3 protein-coding genes are annotated in these 2,032 nt (G+C 56.1%); 1 reads left to right on the forward strand and 2 read right to left on the reverse strand.

Annotation, left to right across the window (positions count from 1 at the left end; all coding sequences use genetic code 11):
* The first annotated feature begins 272 nt into the window (after nt 1–272).
* The gene (locus tag QMX98_RS34260; protein WP_010457086.1) at nt 273–461 is read left to right on the forward strand and encodes a hypothetical protein; all 189 of its coding nucleotides are present in this window, start codon (nt 273–275) and stop codon (nt 459–461) included.
* 70 nt (nt 462–531) lie between these two features.
* Here the strand turns inward: QMX98_RS34260 and QMX98_RS34265 are convergent, their stop codons facing one another.
* Together QMX98_RS34265 and mazG are read right to left on the reverse strand one after the other, a co-directional pair.
* Nucleotides 532–1,074, reverse strand: a complete 543-nt coding sequence (locus QMX98_RS34265; protein ID WP_010457087.1) for a DUF2058 domain-containing protein — start codon at nt 1,072–1,074, stop codon at nt 532–534.
* 28 nt (nt 1,075–1,102) lie between these two features.
* On the reverse strand, nt 1,103–1,936 hold the full coding sequence (gene mazG, locus QMX98_RS34270; RefSeq protein ID WP_010457090.1) for a nucleoside triphosphate pyrophosphohydrolase: 834 nt from the start codon (nt 1,934–1,936) through the stop codon (nt 1,103–1,105).
* Nucleotides 1,937–2,032: the final 96 nt, after the last annotated feature.

Here is a 2,032-nt window from a genome sequence, read left to right on the forward strand (position 1 = left end):
GGCGAAGGCGCACTGAAGGACGCCTTCGCCGGCAAGCCTGGCTCCTACAGATACCGTGTTCTACCAGCGAGATATTCACGGCGAACATGAAGCTTTTGTCATGAAACTCAATGCCCTGCGACCGAATGCCACGTGTTTGGCGGGCTGCAGGACTATTGTCGGTTTCGCAAAAATTCGTTACCGAACTCAGTCGTTTACTTAGCAGGCTAACCAAACATATAACAGAGTCCTGCACACGCCTTGCTGCAGATAACAGAGATTGGAGCTAGCAGATGACTGTAAAAGTAACTGAACGCGACGATTCACATAAATCCCATGAAGGCATAGCCGCCGGTATCCGTATCTGGGATGTACATCAACAAGACATGCTGGTGGGGATGTTTCATTCCGAAACCGACGCCCACAGCTACAAGGCTGAACTGGAAAAACAGGAGCAGCAACGAGCGCTCCGATCTGCATAAGCAATGACTGCATTGAAAACGACAAACCCCGCCATGAGCGGGGTTTGTCGTTGTTGAAGCCGTTAAAGGCTTACCACATCAGATCATCAGGGATCTGATAGGCCGCGTATGGATCATCTTCGGCAGCGACTTCTTCAGTCTTGACGTTCAGCTGCACGATGCGCCGAGGATCGCGCTCCTGAATCTTCAGGGCCGCCTCACGCGGGATCACTTCGTAGCCGCCGGCATGGTGCACGATCGCCAGGAAGCCATTGCTCAACTGGTTGCGCATCAGCGTGTTGACGGAGATACGCTTGACCTTCTTGTCGTCAACGAAGTTGTAGTAGTCCTCGGTGGTCAGCTTCGGCAGGCGCGAGACTTCGATCAATTGCTTGATCTGCGCCGCGCGAGCCTTGGCCTCGACTTTCTCCTGTTGCTGACGGTTCAGCTCCTGATCGCGCTTGACCTTCTCGGCCATGGCTTCCTGGGCGGCACGCTGCTGCGAGTCATCGAGTTCAATCTGGCCTTTATGGGCCAGGCGTTGCTGCTTCTGCTTCTCTTTGCCGACCTGTTTGGCCTGCTTTTGGTTGACCAGCCCTGCTTTGAGCAACTGGTCGCGAAGGGAAATGCTCATGGTGCTTATTTCTCACTTAGGCCACTGCTCAACCGCAGCTGGGCAAATTCTTTTCCTGACGTTTGGCTTCGCCCCACAAGGCGTCCAACTCTTCGAGGGTGCAATCTTCCATGGGACGGTGGGTGTCGCGCAATGCCTGTTCGATAAAACGGAAGCGTCTTTCAAACTTGCTGTTGGCGCCACGCAGTGCAGTTTCCGGGTCGACTTTCAGATGACGCGCCAGATTGACCACGGAAAACAGCAAATCACCCACCTCATCGGCAATCGCTGCCGAGTCATTGTCGGCCATGGCTTCGAGCACTTCATCGAGTTCTTCGCGGACCTTGTCCAGCACCGGCAAGGCGTCCGGCCAGTCGAAACCGACTTGCCCCGCGCGCTTTTGCAACTTCGCCGAGCGGGACAATGCAGGCAGCGCGGCAGGCACATCGTCGAGCAAGGACAGCTGTTCGGGCGCGGATGATTTCTCGGCGCGCTCCTCAGCCTTGATCTCTTCCCAGCGCTGCTTGACCTGCTCTTCACTCAGACGCGGAACATCCAGCGGCGCGTACAGATCACCGGTTGGAAATACGTGAGGATGGCGACGGATCAGCTTGCGGGTGATGCTGTCGATCACACCGGCGAATTCGAAGCGCCCTTCTTCCCGGGCCAGCTGGCTGTAATAAACCACCTGGAACAGCAAATCACCCAACTCGCCCTGCAAGTGATCGAAGTCACCGCGCTCGATGGCGTCAGCGACTTCGTAGGCTTCCTCAAGGGTGTGCGGGACGATGGTGGCGTAGGTTTGCTTGATGTCCCACGGGCAACCGAACTGCGGGTCGCGCAGACGGTTCATCAGGTGCAGCAAGTCTTCAAGTGAATACATCAATCAATCTCTACATCTGCAATGCGGTATGTCGGCCCAACCGTAACCCTGTAGGAGCGAGGCTTGCCCGCGAAGGCGGCGTGTCAGGTATGACGC

The sequence above is a fragment of the Pseudomonas sp. PS02303 genome (assembly GCF_029959925.1).
Lineage (GTDB): Bacteria > Pseudomonadota > Gammaproteobacteria > Pseudomonadales > Pseudomonadaceae > Aquipseudomonas > Aquipseudomonas mandelii.